The organism is Methanogenium sp. S4BF, from assembly GCF_029633965.1.
GTDB lineage: Archaea > Halobacteriota > Methanomicrobia > Methanomicrobiales > Methanomicrobiaceae > Methanogenium.
This window is the reverse complement of the sequence record NZ_CP091277.1, coordinates 301,797-321,876: the sequence shown is the minus strand read 5'-3', so window position 1 is coordinate 321,876 and position 20,080 is coordinate 301,797. Positions and strand designations below refer to the sequence as shown.

Genomic DNA, 20,080 nt, shown 5'->3' with positions numbered 1-20,080 from the left:
CAACAGCAGCGGGATCACAACGGGATATTCTCCGCATTCCGTCCCTTTTTTCATGATTCAGGTCACTCCACAGGGTTTCCCACGAAACAGTGCATCACTTCAATGCATAATCATTTAAAACATCAAATTGATCACAGTATTTCAGAAGGTCAGACATGCAACAAACCACCCCTTTTGAAATGGCACAGGAGCAACTGTATGCATGTGCCGAAATTCTTAATCTGGAAGATGATGTTGTAAGAATCCTTGAAGAACCGATGCAGCAGGTTCAGGTCTCTGTTCCGCTTAAAATGGACAACGGAACTACCCGGGTTTTCCCCGGGTTCAGGATACTGTACAACAATGTACTCGGTCCTGCAAAAGGGGGCATCCGTTTCCACCCCGAAGAAACAGTCGATACCATAAAGGCACTTTCCGCATGGATGACATGGAAATGTGCACTTCTGAATCTCCCCCTTGGAGGTGGTAAGGGCGGCATCATCTGTAATCCAAAAGAACTCTCAGAACACGAACTGGAACGCCTGAGCCGCGCATATATCGACCGTATCTGGAAATTCATCGGCCCTGAAGTTGATATTCTCGCTCCGGATGTGTATACAACTCCGGAGATCATGGCCTGGATGATGGATGAATACTCAAAGATATCCGGGAAAAACCAGTTTGGCGTGGTAACAGGGAAGCCCGTTTTAGTCGGTGGTTCAGCCGGACGGAGTGTTGCAACGGCCATGGGCGGCATGTATACCATTCGTGAGGCATCTAAGGAACTGGATATTGATCTCTCAAAAACCACCATTGCGGTTCAGGGATTTGGAAATGCAGGTGCCCCTGCTGCACGACTGTCACAGGAGTTATTTGGTGCAGAGATTGTGGCTGTCAGTGACTCAAAAGGCGGCATCTACAACCCTGATGGCCTGAATGTTGAACAGGTTATAGAACACAAGGCAAAGACCAAATCCGTTATAAACGCTCCAAATACCAAAACAATAACAAACAGCGAAATTCTTGAACTTGATGTTGACATCATTATTGCAGCGGCCCTCAATAATGTAATCACAAAAGAGAACGCAGGTAATATACAAGCAAAGGTACTCGCAGAACTTGCAAATGGCCCGACCACGCCGGAAGCTGATGAAATTCTCTTAAAAAATGGAGTTCACGTAATTCCCGACATCCTCTGCAATGCAGGAGGAGTAACAGCATCATACTTTGAAATGGTCCAGAATAGGTACATGTTCTACTGGACTGCGGAGGAGGTGTATCAGCGTCTTGACAAAAAAATGACCACAGCATACCATGAAGTGCTGTATACATCAAAAAAATACGGGGTAAATATGCGTATGGGAGCGTATGTTGTCGCCGTATCCCGTGTTGTTGACGCGATGAAACTGCGTGGCTGGGTATAAATCCATCAGAACCACTAAAATGCCATGCCACCTCATATATGAAGGAAAAAAATCAGTAATCACCAAAATTTAAAACGGCAATATATGCAGTGTACCAGACATTCTTTTATTCAGGCAACAAATTAGTATTCAGTAATTTTTATACGCAAATGCATACTCCCTCCCTGAAAAGCTCACTTCACTGCAGAACAGTCCCCGAGTGAGCAGCCGGTTTTGACATGAACTCAAGAATAAATTAAAACGTGAATAATCCATGTTCCTTCCAACAACCAAAAAAGAGATGAAGAACCGCAAATGGGACCAGTGCGATGTGGTAATTGTAACTCCGGATGCCTACATTGACCACCCCTCGTTTGCAATGGCAGTCCTCGGGAGAATGCTTGAATCCAGGGGATACCGGGTGGGCATTATATCCCAGCCAAAATGGAAAGATCCCCAGTCCTTCCTTGAATTAGGGATACCAAAGATCGCTTTTGCCGTCTCCGGCGGAGCGATGGATTCAATGGTGATGAATTACACCGCATCAAAAATCCCCCGCAACGATGATGCGTACTGCGAGAAGGGGGAACCCTATTTCTCGCAGAAAGGAGATGCAAAAAAATACCGGATTCGACCCGACAGAACGATAAATGTCTATACAAGCCAGATTCGAAGTGTGTGTCGTGACGTGCCAATCATTATCGGCGGCATTGAAGCATCGATGCGAAGAATTGCACACTACGACTGGTGGTCGGATTCTGTGAGGAGAAGCATACTCTTCGATTCCAAAGCTGACATTCTTATCTACGGAATGGGCGAATACCCCCTTGTTGACTGTATCCGGGCGTTATCCGAGGGGCAAAATCCGGATACTATGGAGATTTTCGGGACAGCAGTCATAAGAAAATCAACTGAAGGTATCCCCGATGCAGTTGCACTCCCCTCATTTGCAGATGTGAAGGAGAAGAAAGAAGCATTTCAGGAGGCATTTACACTTTTTTACGAGAATAGAGACATAAAAACACTTGTTCAGCCTCATGATACCCGCAGCCTTGTTCAGTTCCCACGCCGCCTGCTGACGCCGGAAGAGCTTGATGCAGTCTATGCCCTTCCGTTTAAGCGGGAGCCACATCCACGCTACAGAGACATACCGGCATTCCGGATGATAGAACATTCAGTTACTTCACACAGGGGATGCTATGGGCGGTGTTCATTCTGCTCAATTACAGCACACCAGGGACCGGAAATTGTGTCCCGCAGCAAAAAATCAATTATGCAGGAGATAGAGCAAATAGCATCCAAAACCGGATTTACCGGGACGATTACCGATATCGGAGGGCCGTCAGCAAATATGTATGCATCATCCTGCAAAATAGGGGGATGCCGCGACCATGACTGCCTGAAAGAAGAGTCTGCATGCAAAAATCTCATTTCAGGAACCAAAGATTATCTTGAGGTACTAAAAAATGCAGGAGATGTCAGGGGAGTTAAACATGTGTTTATCAGTTCGGGACTTCGGTTTGACCCGGCACTTATGGACGATGAACTCATCCGTGCATGCATCAGGCACCACACCCCCGGTAGAATAAAGATTGCACCTGAATCAGGCAGTGAGAAGGTGCTCCGTCTTATGGGCAAACCTGCATCAAAAAAATTTATGGAGTTTCTGAAACGGGCCAAAAATATCTCCTTAAAAGAAGATATGCCACTCAAAGTAACACCATACATCATTGCAGGACATCCCGGAGAAGAAATCACTGAAACGGAAGAGACCATCCGGTTTCTGAATAAAACCAAATTATACGGAAATCAGGTGCAGATATTTACCCCGACTCCCCTCACCCGCTCGACGGCGATGTACTATTTAGGGTATGATCCGGTTACCGGGGAAATCACACACACGGAAAAAAATACCAAAATCCTGGAAGAGCGAAAGTTCAAAATCATCAACGGTGACATCAATGCAAAGAAACCTGATGGCCACAAACATGATGCAAAAAAAGATCCCCGAAATAAAACCAAGATGACCCACAAAAAAACGGGAAACCTCAAGAAGTACCGCGATTGATATATTTTTATATAATATACATGTGCATACATATCAATAATTCGAATTTTTTTTATACTATAGGGGAGTGCCGGTAGGCAGGACATACAATCTGTATAAAGAATGCGACGGCTCGTCCATCTTTTGAGATAAAGAGTCAGAGTACCATACAAAAGTTCAAATTGCCGATTCATTTATTGAAATTCGCCTGAAGCTCCATTTTTTCTGCCCAATGCTTTTTATATCTCACCTGATTTCATGAAACTAAAAAGAAAAAACCTGATTTTGCTACCCTCTGGCACAATGGAACTGGTATAAATCACCACATGCGAAGGAAACTTCCCATCAACCTTGTATAAAGGTATGCAATTATTTATGATAAACAACATAGAGTATTGACCAATCAAACCACGTGAGAGAAAAGGTTCAAATCAGATCCCAAGGATCTCTTAACAATTTGTGATAATTATGTGCGGAATAATAAGCGTCATCGATCGTAAAAAAAATCCCATGGATGGTTCGGCAATCAAAGAATCACTTTCCATAATGAATGAAAGGGGCAATGGCGAAGGATCAGGCTATGCAGTCTACGGAGCTTTTCCCGAATTTGCAGATTATTATGCCATCCATGTATTTTATGACGATCTCATCGGGCCAAAAACTGCCGTCGAAGAGGAACTGGAAAAACTGGGCACAGTAAAACATCAGGAAGAGATCCCAACGTTTGAACAACCCAACCTGAAGAAACGTCATATCCCATGGAGATATTTTTTTAAACCAAATGTGATGGCCCTTGGCACATCAGTCTCCGAAGAAGACATTCTGGTATACCTCATGACAAAGGTAAATACCACCATCCCCGGGGCACTCATTTACTCAACCGGTAAAAACATTGCCGTATTCAAAGCAGCCGGCTGGCCGGAAGAAGTGGCCGATTTCTATCGCATCCAGGATTATGAAGGATACATCTGGCTCTCCCACAACAGATATCCAACAAACACTGCCGGATGGTGGGGAGGTGCGCATCCATTTAATCTGCTCGACTGGACGGTTGTTCACAATGGTGAAATCACCTCATACGGGACAAACAAACGCTATCTGGAGAGTTTTGGCTACGTATGCACGATGCATACCGACACAGAAGTGGTTGCATATCTGACAGACCTCCTCCAGAGACAACACAATCTTCCGGCAGAACTGGCATTCAAAGCACTTGCACCACCGTTTTGGGATGACATTGACAGAATGCCTGAAAAAGAACGGACATTCAATACAGCCCTGAGGATGGCATATGGCCCTGCCATGATGAACGGGCCCTTTGCAATCGTCGTGGCAAATTCAGAAGGGATTGCAGGAATTACTGACAGAATCAAACTTCGCCCGCTCGTTGCGGCAGAGGCAGGAGACCGCCTGTATCTCTCAAGTGAAGAAGCAGCCATCCGCGTTGCGGAACCAGCCCTGGACCGGGTCTGGATGCCGCGCGCCGGAGAACCGGTGATCGGGAGGATAGAATAATGCCGATTGGAAGCGTTCCGCCAAAATATAAAGTGACTATCGACAACGACCTCTGCATGCTCTGTGAACGGTGCATTGAAAACTGTCCCTATGGAACATTCCGCCGTGAAGGCAACAAAATCATGACCTTTTCACGTGCATGTACCGGGTGCCACCGCTGTGTGGCAATGTGCCCCCGTGATGCCATCGATATCGAAGAAAAACCGGTTGATTACCGCACACACCCGGTATGGACGAGAGAAGCACGCGAGGCAATCTACAATCAGGCACAGTCAGGAAAGATCATCCTGACCGGAATGGGAAATACCCTCAATGTTCCACCAATCTTTGACCGGCTCCTGCTCGATGCCTGCCAGGTAACCAATCCATCCATTGACCCCCTCCGGGAGCCGATGGAGCTCAGGACCTACATCGGGAAAAAGCCCCGACAGATTTCAGTTAAGAAAACAGCTGAAGGCGACATTGACCTTGCCACTCAACTCGCGCCCAACCTGAAATGTGAAACTCCCATCATGATAGGGCACATGAGTTATGGTGCCATATCACTCAACGCCCAGCGTTCAATGGCACGCGGGGCAGCAGAAGAAGGGACATTTATGGGGACAGGGGAGGGCGGACTGCACAAATCCCTCTACCCATACCAAGACAATATGATTGTCCAGATAGCATCCGGCCGTTTTGGTGTGGACATCGATTACCTCGAACGTGGTGCGGCAATCGAAATTAAAATCGGACAGGGGGCAAAACCGGGAATCGGCGGCCACCTGCCGGGAGAAAAGGTCGATGAAAAGGTGTCGAAAACACGTATGATTCCCCTCTACAGTGACGCAATCAGCCCGGCTCCACACCACGACATCTATTCCATCGAAGATCTTTCCCAGCTTGTCCGTAGCCTGAAGGAGGCAACCGAATGGAAAAAACCCGTCTTCGTTAAGATTGCGGCAGTCCATAATGTCGCAGCAATTGCGGCCGGCATTGCACGTTCATCTGCTGACGCCGTTGTTATTGACGGATTCCGTGGAGGCACCGGTTCAGCACCCCGCGTATTCCGCGACCATGTCGGAATACCCATTGAAGCAGCCATTGCCGCAGTGGATCAGAAACTCAACAAGCAGGGGATTCGCAATGAAGTGTCAATCATTGCATCAGGAGGCATCCGTGACAGCGCGGATGTGACAAAAGCGATTGCACTCGGTGCGGATTCAGTCTACATCGGCACCGCTGCACTGGTGTCACTCGGATGCAGGGTGTGCGGAAGCTGTTACCGCAATATGTGTCCATGGGGAATTGCAACACAGCGTGAGGATCTCACCGCACGGATTGATCCTGACATCATGTATAAAAATGTGTCAAACCTGATACACGGATGGACCCTTGAAATCGCAGAGCTGATGGGTGCTGCAGGCATTAATTCCATAGAAAGCCTGCGTGGAAACCGTGACCGCCTCAGGGGATACATGCTTGATGAAAACATCCTCTCTGTCCTTGATGTGAAGACAGTCGGAGCTGGTGCTGAATGAAACAGACCCGGATTATCGATGCAAAAGGCATGCACTATACACCACTCAACCAGGAGATACGTGCAGCAGTAAAAGAAGGCGTAACAGAGATCATTCTTGAAAATGTTAATGGTCAACGGTTTATCGGGAACGGACTCCGTGGTGAAGATGTAACAATCATCATCAATGGCGTACCCGGCGGGGACCTCGGCATGTTCATGTCAGGCCCAACGTGCATTGTACACGCAAACGCCGAACATGCCCCCGGAAACACCATGGACAGTGGAGAGATATTCATCCATGGAACTGCAGGAGATGCCGTTGCCCACTCAATGCGGGGCGGAGAGGTATATGTCCGTGACAGCATAGGATACCGTGGCGGCATCCATATGAAAGAATACAAGGATAAATGTCCGGCACTCATCGTTGGCGGTGGTACCCGGGCATTTCTGGGAGAATACATGGCCGGAGGAATTCTCATCGTCCTTGGACGGGGGAAGGACAAAACCCCTGTTGACGAACGGGGAGTGGGAACCGGGATTCACGGAGGAGAACTTTTTATACGCGGAGAGGTCCCCAATCACCTGCTGGGAATCGGTGCAGCGAAAAAACCCTTTACAGAAGATGACCGGGAGAAAATCCGCCCATATATCGAAAAATACTGCAGGGAATTCAATGTTGATGAGCCGGAATTATTCACCGATGAGTATGTTCATATCGGGCCTTCGAGTGCCCGGCCATTTGCGGGAAAATATTGTTGGGAGTGAAAGTGAATGTCAGGGAAAAATTATCAGAATCTTAAAGAAGAAGTCTGGGACACGGATATCTGTTCGGGATGCGGTGCATGCGTTGCGGTGTGCCCTGCAGATGCCATTATATTTGCCCATGATAAAAACAGCAAATCACCCATCCAGACCGGCTACTGTAAGGAAGTAACAGACAATGTGCCATGTGGCGCATGTTACGCAGTCTGCCCAAGAACAAGAGAGCAGCTGAAATCCCGGATGGAAAAGACAGGTCTTGGCAAATATACACGAATTTTTGCTGCCCACTCCGGATTCGATGTCGAAAAAAGACAGAGCGGCGGTGCAGTAACAGCAATTCTTGCAAACGCCCTCGAAGAGGGGCTTATTGATGCAGTAATAACAGTAACTGCCGACCCATGGACGCAGAAACCACAATCAGTCGTTATTACAAAAAAAGAAGCATTAATCGCTACCGCAGGCAGCAGATATGCCTGGTGGGTTCCCACACTTGCAGCACTGAAATCCACGGTTATAACACAAAAAATCGAAAAGATTGCTATTGTCGGCGTCCCCTGTGCTGCATCAGCAGCCCGGGTCATGAAGACGTCAGATCATGATCTGCTCAGACCGTTCGGAAGAGCAATCCGGCTGATTATCGGGCTATTCTGCACAGAAACATTCGATTATGAAATGCTCATCCAGGATAAAATCGTTCATGAAATGGCAATTGAGCCATGGCAGATATCAAAGCTTGACGTGCGGGGAAAACTGATTCTTACCTGCACTGACAATACTACCAGAGAAATTCCTCTGCACGCCCTTGATGACTGTGTCCGAAACGGATGCCATGCATGTGGTGACCTCACAGCAGTTGATTCAGACATATCCGCAGGTTCCATCGGAAGCCCCGATGGTGAAACAACCATCATCGTCAGGACAACTGCCGGGGAGGGATTTGTACATCATGCAGAGAAAACCGGCAGACTGGTCATTGCAGAGCATACATGCGATCTGAATGCCATCGGAAAGCTCTCACAGAAAAAATCAGAACGGATCCACAAATAACCTCTTTTTATATATAAAAATCCTAATTAAGAACTGCATAAGTTTCTGGATGATTACACCACAATATCATTATTTGAATTACCCGGTATCAGCCAGAGGGTACCTACCATGGAACAATTAAAATTTGTCAATCATCGCATCGATGAATATGCACTTCAGGTTACCTACGATCCGGCAACAGAAAACGGCAAAGTGATCTTTAATCTCACCCTTATCAAAGCGGAAGATCGCAATTATGCAGTTGATATCATTCACCAGTCACATAAAGCAGGAATCTGTGTAAGTGACAGGATGCTCGTTGCTGATGAGGGAGAGGAGATTGGAGAGAAGACCATACCAAAGGGCCATTGCGGCATCGTTACCATGTGCAGCATCACCCTTGATGCGATACTGCTGAGAAACGGCATCCCCATCAATCCCATTGGCGGCGGACTGCTGGAAATAAGAGATCACACACCCCGCAGATTTACGTCCCTGATACGATATGATGCGACAACGATTGATCCGACACAGGTGTTGATCGATCAGGGATCGACCGCCATCATGGGAGTAATCCAGTCGGGAAGAGGCAGCATACTTGCAAATATCCGGGAATCACATATGGAGGCAGAACCACTCCTCTTTGAGATTCTCGACCAGTTTCAGTCAGTTGGTTTTACCGGCATCCTGGATGTCAGCAGCCCAAACAGATCCATGTTTGGTGTCCCGATAACAACAAATTATCAAGGCATCGTCATGATTGGCGGAGCAAATCCCATCGGTGCATTTATTGAATCAGGAAAATGGGCCGATACAACCGCGATGAAGGGGCTGATCCCTGTATCACAGCTGGTCCATATTGATGAGATTGAGTAGATGATTATCTCCCATTCTCTGCTATCTTCGAAAACGGTATAATTCCGGCCCCGATTTCAGTGGCAATATTGCATCCGCACTCAACAGCATTTGCCACCAGATTCATGCCGCTGAAAAAGACAATGGAAAGGCGGTATGGATTTGGGCGCAGGTTAAACGGACTCGTCCCGATACCAATGGGACGGACAAACCCACATTCTGCCATATCATCAATAATTCCATCAACCCGGTCCTTTGCCTGAACAGTCACTTCCCTGACATTTGCAAGGGCAACCCCGCTCCCAGTATGCACAAGACTCTGGAGAGAAGTCATGCCTGCATTAATGAAAAGGGAAAGCGGATCAATGGTTGTTCCCCGGTAACCGATCAGGTCATCAAAACAAACGGGTTTATTGTCAGCAATCCGGAATCTCCCCCCATACACAATATCGACACCAATCCCGTTATTCTGAAGCACGCCATCCATCGTTATGGAGCAGGCAGAGATAAACCCGACCGTATCCGGAGGAAGGCGCGGATCATTATCCGTAATTGAATAGCCTCTGAAAAAATTATAACCGCAGGCAATCACCTCATCATATGCCCGCGTGACCTTTCTAATCTCATCATACGGCACAAAAGTAAGGTTGTATGCAATATCTCCGGTTAACGTTTCCGGATTAAATGAGACATTGAATGAAAGCTGTTCCAGGCGGGAGATCACATATCCCATCCGATCGTCAACCAGGGCATCCTCAGCCTCGGAAAATCCCTCAGTCGTCAGAATCCGCCCTTTATTCCCGACTTTACGAGTGAATCCCTTCTCATCGAGGTACTGAAGATAATACTGCACCGCCCGATCAGACATCGCAAATCCCCGTTCAGCCATAAGCTCGCTGAGCCGTTTAGCTCCGAGAGGATCGTGCTGTTCTGAAAGAATACGCATAATCTCAACAGATTTTCTCTCAGAACGTTCAAAAGTCACTTTGCAACCACCCCGGAACCATAGCAGCAGTGCAGAAATGAGAACAATTCATCCATATGATTATAGGAAGATTCCTTCTTATCTATGTTTTGAAAAAAATGATGGGCAGAGTAATTTTATTTTTTACTCCTTATCCCTGACACTGATTGATGTATCAACAGGGATAACAAATATCTTGCCATCGCCTGCCTCACCCGTTACTGCCACCCTCCGGATGATTTTCGTTATCTCTTCGACTTCATCATCTTCAACGACCATCTCGATTTTTGTCTTCGGTATCAGGTCAACATTGACTTTCTTTCCGCGATACTGGAGAGAAATCCCGCGTTGTGCCCCTCTGCCATGAACCTTTGTTATGGTCATTGCGAAATATCCCCCTTCATCAAGGGCAGCCTTCACATCCTCTACCTTTTCAGGTCGTACGATTGCTTCTACCTTCTTCATTTATTTCACACTCCTTATGGGTCCACGGCTTCGCCATGCTGCGAAATATCCAGACCGACATATTCTTCCTTCTCATCAACACGAAGGCCCATCACCTTGTCAACAACCTTTGCAAGGATGTAGGTCACAACAAAGGCATAGACCATTGCAACCACTGCATCCAGCAGCTGGATAAGGAACTGGTTCACATTACCATATATCAGACCGTCAACACCGCCGATTACTGCTGTTGCAAAGATACCCGTTGCAAGGGCACCAAACAGGCCGCCGACCCCATGGACCGCCCATGCATCCAGCGATTCATCAATGCCCTTTTTCTGTCTCCACAGGAGTGCAGAGTAACAGATTAATCCGGCAAGTGCACCGATGGCGATTGAAGCAGGCACGTCAACGAACCCTGCTGCAGGCGTAATTGCAACAAGCCCCGCCAGCGCACCGGATACGATGCCGAGTGTTGCAGGCTTCCCACGTATCCATGATGCAGCCATCCAGGCAAGTGCACCAGCTGCTGCAGCAGTGTTTGTCACGACAAATGCGTTGGCTGCAATGCCGTCTGCTGCAAGTTCACTGCCTGCGTTAAATCCAAACCAGCCGAACCACAGCAGTGCTGCACCCAGAAGGGTGATCGGAACATTGTATGGCTCCATCCCGTACTTCCCGAAGCCCTTACGGACACCAAGGACCAGGCACAGAGCAAGAGCCCCGAAACCCGAACTTATGTGAACTACAGTTCCACCTGCGAAATCAAGTGCACCGAGTTGTGAAGCCCATCCTCCACCCCATGCCCAGTGTGCAAGGGGATCATAGACAAGCGTTGTCCACAACAGACCAAACACGATGAACGAACTGAGTTTCACACGTTCAGCAACACCAGATGTGATAATTGCCAGAGTCAGTGCAGCAAATACCAGCTGGAAGACCATGAACAGTATGTCAGGAATGCCATCCCCATCGAGACCGACACCAGCGAGCATGAAATGGTCAAGACCACCAATGAACCCACCAATATCAGGCCCGAATGCAAGGCTGTACCCAAATACCACCCACTGAATACTCACGACTGCAAATGCCACAAAGGCAAGCCCAATCATTGAGATAATGTTCTTCCTTCTGACCATTCCGCCATAGAACAACCCCACAGCCGGGGTCATAAGCATGACCAGTGCCGTGCAGATTATAATAAAGGCGGTATCACCACTGTTAATTGCCATTTATCATACCTTTTTTAACCAATGACTCCAAAATAAGATCTGGAGTTCTCGTTTCTTCTACTATACGGGAAATTTCTTAATAGGGGAGAGGACAAGTCTCCCCTCGATTTCTTTTAGTATCTTGCCAGGTAGTGTTCAACCTCCCAGGGATGAACTGCAGTCCGGAATGAATCCCACTCCATCTGTGCAATACTGTTAAGTCCATCGATAACATGACCTCCAAGCACATTACATATGAGAGTATCTTCCAGAAGGTACTTGTTCGCAGTAATCAGGTCGCCAGGAAGGGTATCAATATGTGCCTTACTACGCTCTTCATCGGTCATCTCAAAGATATTCTGATTCACACCTGCAGGGGGAGCAAGCTGCTTTTTAATTCCATCCAGCCCTGCTGCGAGGATTGCGGCAAAGGTCAGATATGGATTACAGGTTGGATCAGGACTTCTTAATTCCATCCGTGTACTGCTTCCACGCGGGGCAGGAACACGAATAAGAGCTGTACGATTCGACGCACTCCAGCTCACATAGACCGGTGCTTCATACCCCGGCACCAGACGCTTGTATGAGTTAACCGTTGGATTGGCAATACGGGTAATTGCCCTTACGTGCTCAAGGACACCGGCAATGAAATGCTGAGACATTTCTGAAAGCTGAAGCGGGGCTTCAGGATCATAGAAGGCATTCTTCCCGTCCTTGAAGAGCGATGCATTGACGTGCATCCCGCTTCCATTGATGCCGTATTTTGGCTTTGCCATGAATGTTGCATTCAGCCCGTTCTTGAGTGCAATGGATTTTGTTGCATACTTGAAGGTGATGACATTATCAGCGGTTTTCAGAGCGTCACCATACTTAAAGTCAATTTCATGCTGACTTTCAGCCACCTCGTGGTGCGATGCTTCAATCTCAAAACCCATTTCCGTCAGTGCAAGAACAATCTGAGCGCGGACATCTTCAGCCAGGTCTGCCGGAGCCAGGTCAAAGTAGCCGCCGACATCCTGAGATACAGTCGTGGGGTAACCTTTCTCATCAAGCCGGAAGAGGAAGAACTCAAGTTCAGGACCTGTGTTGAAGGTGTATCCCATCACCCTTGCTTCAGCGAGTGTCTTCTTCAGAATGTACCGCGGGTCGCCTTCGAACGGTTTTCCATTGGGAAGATACACATCACAGATAAACCGTGCGACCGGGGATTCAGTCCCTCTCCATGGTATGAGAGAGTAGGTGGAAACATCCGGTTTCAGGACCATGTCGGACTCTTCAATTCGTGCGAACCCTTCGATTGAAGAACCATCAAAGGAGATCCCGTCTGTAAGAGCCTTTTCAGCCTGGCAAACCGGAATGGCAACATTCTTTGGCAATCCCTGAATGTCAGAGAACTGCAGGCGGACAAATTTCACCTTATCTGCCTCAATCCTCTCTAATGCTTTTGTCACATCAGTTGACAGTGTCATGGATAATCATAGCTTCAAAGATGTATTTATAGATATCACAGGCACTACAAGACATGGACCATATTCTATATATCAATATATAGAATTTTGAGGACACTGACCACAACATTCAAAGGAAAAAATAAAAATCATAGAAGTCAGAATTCAAAAAAAATATCAGGAGTTTTCAGTGACAAGATAGTTAATAGTATTCTCTGAAATCACCCCTGCATATTCACCAACCCTGCGGAAGTTCTCCACACAGTAGCCAATCGAGACAACACCCGGCGCACCCAGGTCAAAAAGCCAGCTGGAAACATCATTGCACTTCCCCACAAAAACCCGCACATCTGAAATTAATTCATTTGCCTTCAGAATATCTTTTTCAAAGAGTGATTCCAGACTCGCCTCAAAAATATCCAGAGATTCCCTGCTCTTCACCTCGATGACATCAATCACTTTCTTCTCAATTGAAGTATACATCAGGCTCCGGATACTTTCTGCAACTTTGACAACGTGATCACCCACCCGCTCAATGACACGCGATATCTGAAGGTAGATAAGAGCAAGGCCGATATCAATGCCCATCTCACGGGACAATGACACGTTCCGCAGAAGCAGATTAAACTGGCGGGCCACAAGCCAGTACAAGCGGTTCACATCACGATCGCGGAGGATTATATCCTCAACAAGCTCCTCATCACGAGTCTTCAGGGCAAACACAGCATCCCGCTGCATGCCTGCGACAATCACCCCCATCCTACGGAGCGTACTGGAAAATGGCATTTCACCGGGATTGAGCAGATCACGGATGATGATTTTTTTATCCGTCTGATCGGAAACCTCCTGACCCACCGTTCTTTGCGTAAATTTTCTCACAGATTTATGTACCCAGGAAGGAATCCTCCCCGGAGAGACTATTTCAATAACATCATATCCTGCCACATAGGCACCAATCAATGAGCGAAAAAGAATATCCGCACCATCAAACCGGGCCAGATCAAATTTTTTTATCCGCTCCGACACCTTGCCGGATATTTTCGGCGTTACAGTAAGTGATCCGTCAGGCTGAATAATCAGACCTACAGGATCATTCTTATGAATGTCAGAAGCCCGTATCCACTCCTTAGGCAGGGAAACAATAAAAGACGAACCACCAGTCACCTGAACTTTCCGGATTTCCATAGACTCACATCACCCATCTTGAAACTACATTGAAGTCCGAACATAATAATAGATTGTCATCGGACAGATATAATCATATATAACAATATATATTGATATATACCCACCTAGAAGCTCAAAATGAGAGAAAGTGAGTGAAATCAGGCCATTATTTTGTGCTTTTTAATGCACAAACCGAGGATTTTTTATTAAAAAATGTACTGAGAAAATCCTTAAATTCTTCATCCCAACAGTCAACACCTGCCCTGATATCACAATTTTTTCTCATCGACTTCACTACATGCTTCCCCAGTCTGGCTGAGAATACTTCATCTGAAGTGAGGAGATCATATGCAGTCAGCCATTTCCTCATAATTTCAACGGCGTATCGGCCATCATCATCGATATACGGACCTGAAAAGACATCCTGACAGAGATATTTGTCTCTGAACTTTGCTGCATTCATCGCATTCTCTACCGGCGGCCCCGTATGTGTGTAGAGTGCAGGGAGCCGGTCAACAAGCACTTCAAAGAGAAGATAACAATGTTCATCGCCCATTGCTGCACCAGATCTGTTTACAACGAATCCATTCCGATCAAGGAGGGATACAACACCTGCCACACTCCTCCTTAACTGAGGGACGACAATATCCGGAATCTGGTGTGGAGTCGAAAAACGGATGCAATACAGCCCGGACCCCCGCTTTGACAATTCCTGTTCAAATTCTTTCTGGGTCATCCCCTTTTTGGCCGGGGGGAAAAAATATTCCATTCCCGGTGAATCATCATAGCCCCGGCATAGTTCAATAAACTCCCCCATCTTCGCCCGGGAAACAGATGCAGCCACATTCCGGTTTGGATCAACGGGATCAATAACGACAAGAGGGTCATCAAATTGTTTTCCCTGATGCGCGATGATGTCAATGATCTGTCCGGTATGCCAGGAGCGGCCGGCTTTGATAAGTGAACGAAATCCTCCATACCTAAGGACGAGAAGTTCACATAAATATCCTGCAAACCCTTCCGTCATCAGATCAGAGCCATATACTCCGCCCGCCTTTGAGAACTGTTTCATCAGGAGGACATCATCCTCAAGACCACCGATATGGGATTGTATATACCGTGTGTGAAATGGCGTCCTGTCAACAGCGCTTTGAATCCGTGCTGAATCTGTCACCGCATAGCAGGGCACAAGATCAATATCAAACCCGGATATAGTAGTATTAACGTACGGGTGTTCAGCATATTTTTCAACAAAATGGCCGCCAAAGCGTGATGCAATCGATCTGCCCAGAATAATACCCTCTTCTTCGAGCGCCTCCCGGGGCATTTCAGGAGGATAGAGCATGAAAACATCAATATCACGGTCACCGCTAATCCAGGTATTTCGTGCGACAGAGCCAACAACCATCCCCTTTGCCGTTCCGCTTTCATTTACTGCTTTTACCAGCATCTCCGCAACCGTACATATATTGTCTATCTCCTCTTTTTTGGGACGAACACATGACAGTACTGCCTCCTCGGTTTCATTCCTCAGGTTCATGCCTTCACCTCCATAATATCTTCATATATCGGCCCACCCGGTGTGAGTGTACTTTTTTTAAGAGTAATGGTATCGACAGTCATCTGCCCAAATGTATACCCTGATATCTCCTCTACAGCAGCGCGCAGTGAACGATCATAGTGTTTGATACGCCCTAGTGTTACATGAGGGGTGAATTTTCTGTCTTCAGATACAATGCCCAGAGGAGCAAGCAGACGATCCATTTCAGCAACCGTTGCCTCACCCCATCCCCCATCCGTTACATCAGCCCAGACAATCCTGGGACGCTTTTTAGGATGAAGCTGAACTCCGGATACGGTAATCAAAGTCGGTTTAAATGTGAATTCAGACATTATTTCCTGTACGCTCTCCATTACGTCATCAGAAATTTCCCCCAGAAACTTCATGGTAATATGCGCAAGAGCGGGATCAACACAGGTTACTTTTGCATCACTGTTCCTGAGAATATCCTGCACAGCATAGAATTGGTTCCTGATATCATCAGTGAGTTCAACAGCAAAAAAAGCCCGGACCATATACATATCTATTGTACTGTTCATCACATAGGGTTACCCATACCCCTCATTCCGCGAAAAGGAAAGAAGAATTATTTTTACATCAGACACAACATTGGTATACGAATCCATGGGGGATTTTTTTCTGTGACAGATGCAGCCAAGATCAATGTGTACACGCTTGAAAACTGCCCGAACTGCGAACTTCTCAAGGAATACCTGAATGAGGCAGGTATGCCGTATACCATCCGCAATATGATGGAAGCAGAGGCATTGACAGAACTCAGAATTAATAATGTATTCGTCCGTGAAGCACCGGTTCTCCAGATCGGAACAACGTTTTTGACATCAAAAGACCTCTTTGGTGCTGAAGGGGTTCGCGGGGAAGTCGTTGATTTAGTGCTTCGGGGAGATTGATATGCCAAAAAATCCCCGTCATGCAGAGACTCAGCAGACCCTTGATGGCTTCTTTGTACCAACTCTTCCCAAAGTCAGAACATCGAGGGGCCATATTGTAGAATGGGACAGGGAAAAGATCGTAACACAGATTCTCAAAGAAACACAACTTGTCGAAACATTTTATGGGGGCGATGGTGCAGACGAACACCTTGCGCGTGAGCTTGCACTTGATGTTGAAAACAAAATTAAAAAGCTCAAACTAAAATCCCTTTCAGGCCCGTTAGTCAGAGAAATTCTGAACATTACTCTTCTTGAGCGGGATTTGGTCAGTTACAGGAATGTATGTACACGCGTTGGTACTCCGGTCTTTGATGCACATTTAATTGATGTTGGCAGAGGATTTGAGGCGCATGATAATGCAAACCTCCAGGAGAATGCAGAAACATCGCACAAGAAGAAAGCGGATAAAATTAGTAAAGAACAATATCTGCTTCAGTTGCCTCCTGAACTGGCTGATTACCACCTGGCAGGCGATCTCCACATCCATGACCTTGAATATTTCGGGACACGCCCGTTCTGCCAGGACTGGGATCTGCGGTATTTCCTGTATTACGGCCTGATGCCGGATGGGAGCGGAACAAAGGCATCTGTCGCCGGTCCTGCAAAACGCGCTGAAGTTGCTGTACTCCATGCGGTTAAGGCACTTGGCAGCGCTCAGACGAATTTTGCAGGTGGACAGGGATACTATAATTTTCTGACATTTCTGGCCCCGTATTTTGAAGGATTGCCGTATATCGAAATCAAGCAGCTCATGCAGATGTTTGTATACGAAATGACACAGATGATGGTAGCCCGCGGGGGGCAGGTTGTATTCTCATCTGTTCAGCTCTCACCCGGAGTACCAGCACTCTGGAAAGAGAAACCATGCGTCTACAAAGGAAAGATATGGAATGGAATACAGGCCCCTGAACGAAAATATGGCGAGTTTGAGCGGGAAGTACGACTTCTCTTCAAGGCTCTCATGGAAGTAATGCTGGAAGGCGACTACTGGGGCAAACCATTTAACTTCCCAAAACCTGAAATCAGCATCGAACCGGATTTCCTGACAGAGGATGAGGAATTTAATAAAACAAATCCGGATGTCCCGTCATACAATGACCTCTACCTGATGACATTCGAACTTGCATCAAAATATGGCACCCCATATTATGACAATCAGATTCCGGCGTACCGTGGTGCCGGAGAAGGAATTTCCTGTTACCAGTGCTGTGCGTATCAATTCTCCTCTCTTGCAAACGAAGATGATGATTTTTATGATAAAATGCTGTTCAAAGACGGAAAGCATTTTTCCATGGGTTCATGGCAGGTATTGTCTGTAAATTGCCCCCGTGCAGCATATAAAGCAGAGGGGGACGATGAACGGCTCTTTGCAGAACTCAAAAAATTAATGGATGTCTCAGTTGAAATCTTCCGGATTAAACGACGCTGGATGAACCACATCCGGTCAACCGGACGGATGCCATTTGCCATGCAGCGGCCAAAAGACCCAAACGATCCCGAAATGGAAGAACGCGGCCCAATTGCGGTTGATTTTGAGGGTCTGGTATATACCATTGGCATCGTTGGCATTAATGAGATGGTCCAGCACCACACCGGGTACCAGTTGCACGAAAGCCGCGAAGCATTCAATTTTGCAATCCGGGCACTGACAGAGATGGAGCTGTATTCCCATGAAATTTCCATGAAAACAGGAATGACAATTGCTCTGGCCAGGACACCGGCTGAGACAACCGGACAGAGATTTGCCATCGCAGATCTGATAGACAAGAACTTCCGGCCGCATGCTGAAAAGGTGATCAAAGGTGATCTGGATACGGCAATTCCGGAACTGGGACAAAAATTTGATCTCCCTGTATACTATACGAACGGAACTCATGTTACACCGGGTGCGGATGTTCCTTTGACGAAACGGATTGAGATAGAACATGTATTCTTCCCCATTGTTGACGGGGGCAATATTTTTCATATATGGCTGGGTGAAGCAAGGCCTGACCCGCGCGGTCTGATGGATATGGCGATGAATCTCTGCAGGAATACGCAGATTGGTTACTTTGCCTTCACCCGCGATCTCACCGTATCTCTCAAACAGTTTAAAGAATACCGGTCTGAAAAGAATCCGGAGTCATGCCTGTCTGTTGCTGACAGACGGGTAGAAGTTTAACTATTTTCACCTCCCATACTGAATGAATCATGAGAGGGCCATCCGAACCGATCCTCCTCCTTGACGTAGGGAAGGGGACACAGGACATATTACTCTATTCACCGAACCAGCCTATTGAAAACTCAATCAAAATGGTTCTGCCGTCACCAAATGTGATAACAGGGATGGCAATTGAGAAGGCTGCAGCAGAGGGAAAAGCAGTCCATCTCGAAGGGCCTGTGATGGGGGGAGGGAAAAATACCCAGACCATTAAGCAATGGCTTCCAAAAGGTCTGAAGCTCTCTGCAACACCCTCAGCAGCGCTATCTATTCGTGACAATCTTGATTACGTTAAGAGCATCGGCGTTACGATCACCGATACCCCTCCGGAAGATGCCTTCATTATCCGGACCGGGGATTATATGAAAGCCGAACTGAAGGAGACATTTTCACGGTTTGGCATTGAATATCCAAAAAATCTGGCAGTCGCAGTGCAGGACCACGGCTATAGTCCGCATATGAGCAACCGAAAATTCAGATTTCTCCATCTGAAAGAGACTCTTGAAAGAGGAAACTGGAATATCAGCTCACTCATTCAGGATCCCCCGGATGCATCGATGACCAGGATGCATGCAATTCTTGAGACAGAGCCTCATGCACTTGTAATGGATACCGGCGCTGCCGCAGTGCTGGGTGCACTTCAGGACCCGGTTGTGCGGGATGCCCGGGACAAGGGTGTGACCATCGTAAATGCAGGAAACGGCCATACACTGGCTTTTACCATAGTGGGAGAAGAGATCTGCGGAGTTTTTGAACATCACACAGGAGTGCTGCTGAATAGCGGAACATGCCGGGATTACCTTACAAAACTCCAGAAAGGCTCTCTGACAAATGAAGAGGTATTTGATGACAACGGGCATGGAGCAGCAGTACACCACGCATGCAGTTCGTCACTCATCGCCGTTACCGGCCCAAACCGCAGACTCCTCATTCCGGATGCATATCAGGCGTCACCGTATGGCGACATGATGCTGACAGGCTGTTTCGGACTTCTCTCCACATGGATGAAGACCAGATCAGGCAGCCCCTAACTTTATTATCTCT

Annotated in this window: 17 protein-coding genes; 10 read left to right on the top strand and 7 right to left on the bottom strand. The window is 47.1% G+C overall.

What is annotated here, in order from left to right; genetic code table 11:
* The first annotated feature begins 155 nt into the window (after positions 1–155).
* The 7 genes from L1S32_RS01585 to L1S32_RS01555 all read left to right on the top strand — a co-directional run bounded on the left by L1S32_RS01585 (position 156) and on the right by L1S32_RS01555 (position 9,109).
* Positions 156–1,403 (top strand): Glu/Leu/Phe/Val dehydrogenase, encoded by a 1,248-nt coding sequence (locus L1S32_RS01585; protein ID WP_278155632.1) that lies wholly within the window; start codon positions 156–158, stop codon positions 1,401–1,403.
* Positions 1,404–1,656: 253 nt separating this feature from the next.
* Positions 1,657–3,450 (top strand): YgiQ family radical SAM protein, encoded by a 1,794-nt coding sequence (locus L1S32_RS01580; protein ID WP_278155631.1) that lies wholly within the window; start codon positions 1,657–1,659, stop codon positions 3,448–3,450.
* A 447-nt stretch (positions 3,451–3,897) separates the two neighbouring features.
* Positions 3,898–4,944 (top strand): glutamine amidotransferase family protein, encoded by a 1,047-nt coding sequence (locus L1S32_RS01575; RefSeq protein WP_278155630.1) that lies wholly within the window; start codon positions 3,898–3,900, stop codon positions 4,942–4,944.
* Entirely contained in the window at positions 4,944–6,464 is a 1,521-nt protein-coding gene (locus L1S32_RS01570; protein WP_278155629.1) for a glutamate synthase-related protein, read from the top strand. The genes L1S32_RS01575 and L1S32_RS01570 overlap by 1 nt, the downstream gene beginning before the upstream one ends.
* Positions 6,461–7,210 (top strand): hypothetical protein, encoded by a 750-nt coding sequence (locus L1S32_RS01565; RefSeq protein WP_278155628.1) that lies wholly within the window; start codon positions 6,461–6,463, stop codon positions 7,208–7,210. The genes L1S32_RS01570 and L1S32_RS01565 overlap by 4 nt, the downstream gene beginning before the upstream one ends.
* 6 nt (positions 7,211–7,216) lie before the next feature.
* The gene (locus tag L1S32_RS01560) at positions 7,217–8,254 is read left to right on the top strand and encodes a Coenzyme F420 hydrogenase/dehydrogenase, beta subunit C-terminal domain (protein WP_278155627.1); all 1,038 of its coding nucleotides are present in this window, start codon (positions 7,217–7,219) and stop codon (positions 8,252–8,254) included.
* Between the two features lie 108 nt (positions 8,255–8,362).
* Positions 8,363–9,109, top strand: a complete 747-nt coding sequence (locus L1S32_RS01555; protein WP_278155626.1) for a DUF128 domain-containing protein — start codon at positions 8,363–8,365, stop codon at positions 9,107–9,109.
* Between the two features lie 4 nt (positions 9,110–9,113).
* On the opposite strand, the gene L1S32_RS01550 is transcribed toward L1S32_RS01555, so the two are convergent.
* The 7 genes from L1S32_RS01550 to thpR form a co-directional block, all read right to left on the bottom strand.
* Positions 9,114–10,073, bottom strand: coding sequence for an NrpR regulatory domain-containing protein (locus L1S32_RS01550; RefSeq protein ID WP_278155625.1), 960 nt, complete (start codon positions 10,071–10,073; stop codon positions 9,114–9,116).
* Between the two features lie 123 nt (positions 10,074–10,196).
* Positions 10,197–10,517 carry a P-II family nitrogen regulator gene (locus tag L1S32_RS01545; RefSeq protein WP_278155624.1) on the bottom strand — a complete coding sequence of 107 codons (321 nt, stop codon included), beginning with the start codon at positions 10,515–10,517 and terminating at the stop codon, positions 10,197–10,199.
* A 14-nt stretch (positions 10,518–10,531) separates the two neighbouring features.
* Positions 10,532–11,728, bottom strand: coding sequence for an ammonium transporter (locus tag L1S32_RS01540; protein ID WP_278155623.1), 1,197 nt, complete (start codon positions 11,726–11,728; stop codon positions 10,532–10,534).
* 113 nt (positions 11,729–11,841) lie between these two features.
* Positions 11,842–13,176, bottom strand: a complete 1,335-nt coding sequence (gene glnA / locus L1S32_RS01535) for a type I glutamate--ammonia ligase (protein ID WP_278155622.1) — start codon at positions 13,174–13,176, stop codon at positions 11,842–11,844.
* A gap of 156 nt (positions 13,177–13,332) precedes the next feature.
* Positions 13,333–14,340 carry a phosphate uptake regulator PhoU gene (locus L1S32_RS01530; RefSeq protein ID WP_278155621.1) on the bottom strand — a complete coding sequence of 336 codons (1,008 nt, stop codon included), beginning with the start codon at positions 14,338–14,340 and terminating at the stop codon, positions 13,333–13,335.
* Between the two features lie 148 nt (positions 14,341–14,488).
* Positions 14,489–15,862 (bottom strand): CCA tRNA nucleotidyltransferase, encoded by a 1,374-nt coding sequence (cca, locus tag L1S32_RS01525; protein WP_278155620.1) that lies wholly within the window; start codon positions 15,860–15,862, stop codon positions 14,489–14,491.
* Positions 15,859–16,422, bottom strand: a complete 564-nt coding sequence (gene thpR / locus L1S32_RS01520; protein WP_278155619.1) for an RNA 2',3'-cyclic phosphodiesterase — start codon at positions 16,420–16,422, stop codon at positions 15,859–15,861. Before thpR ends, cca begins: the two co-directional genes overlap by 4 nt.
* A gap of 102 nt (positions 16,423–16,524) precedes the next feature.
* On the opposite strand from thpR, the gene L1S32_RS01515 reads away from it, so the two are divergent.
* The 3 genes from L1S32_RS01515 to L1S32_RS01505 are packed head-to-tail and all read left to right on the top strand — an operon-like array spanning position 16,525 to position 20,067.
* Positions 16,525–16,794, top strand: coding sequence for a glutaredoxin domain-containing protein (locus L1S32_RS01515; RefSeq protein ID WP_278155618.1), 270 nt, complete (start codon positions 16,525–16,527; stop codon positions 16,792–16,794).
* A gap of 1 nt (position 16,795) precedes the next feature.
* Positions 16,796–18,997: an anaerobic ribonucleoside-triphosphate reductase gene (gene nrdD, locus L1S32_RS01510; protein ID WP_278155617.1), complete on the top strand. Its 2,202-nt coding sequence runs from the start codon at positions 16,796–16,798 to the stop codon at positions 18,995–18,997.
* Between the two features lie 29 nt (positions 18,998–19,026).
* Complete coding sequence (locus L1S32_RS01505; protein ID WP_278155616.1) at positions 19,027–20,067, top strand: DUF1786 domain-containing protein; 1,041 nt, start codon at positions 19,027–19,029, stop codon at positions 20,065–20,067.
* Positions 20,068–20,080: the final 13 nt, after the last annotated feature.